The sequence below is a fragment of the Actinomadura sp. SCN-SB genome, from assembly GCF_043906805.1.
GTDB lineage: Bacteria > Actinomycetota > Actinomycetes > Streptosporangiales > Streptosporangiaceae > Spirillospora.
The window spans coordinates 1-498 of the sequence record NZ_JBIMPP010000198.1; the positions used below are offsets into that span (position 1 = coordinate 1).

General features: G+C 64.5%; 1 protein-coding gene. It reads left to right on the plus strand.

Annotation, left to right across the window (positions count from 1 at the left end; translation table 11 throughout):
* The first annotated feature begins 65 nt into the window (after positions 1-65).
* A complete protein-coding gene (locus ACGWYJ_RS39030; protein WP_395111752.1) occupies positions 66-362 on the plus strand; it encodes a transposase in 297 nt (98 codons plus the stop codon).
* Positions 363-498 lie beyond the last annotated feature (136 nt).

Genomic DNA, 498 nt, shown 5'->3' on the forward strand with positions numbered 1-498 from the left:
TGAGGTGCCACGGATCTTCCGGACAGGCCCCCAACTAGAGTTGAGGGAACCAGGAAGGAAGGCAGTTGGCGAGACAGAGGCGGCATTTCACCCAGGAGCACAAGGACGAGATCGTCCGCATGGTCCTGGATGGCCCGCGCCCCATCGCCCATGTAGCCCGTGAGGTCGGGATCCACGACACCACCTTGGGCAACTGGGTCAAGGCCTACCGCAGAAGGCACGGCGGGGACCCGTCCGCCACGTCGGCTGGCGAGCCGAAGAGCCCCCGGGAACGGGAACTCGAACGCGAGGTCCGCAAGCTCCGCGAAGAGAACGAGTTCTTGAAAAAAGCCGCGGCCTTCTTCGCGAAGGATCACCGGTGAGCGCGAAATACGAGTTCATCGACGCGGAGAAGGCCAACCATGCCGTCATCGACATGTGCGTCTGGCTGCGGGTGTCGCGGTCAGGGTTCTATGAGTGGCGGGGTCGGCCGTTGTCGGCGACCGCCGAACGCCGGGA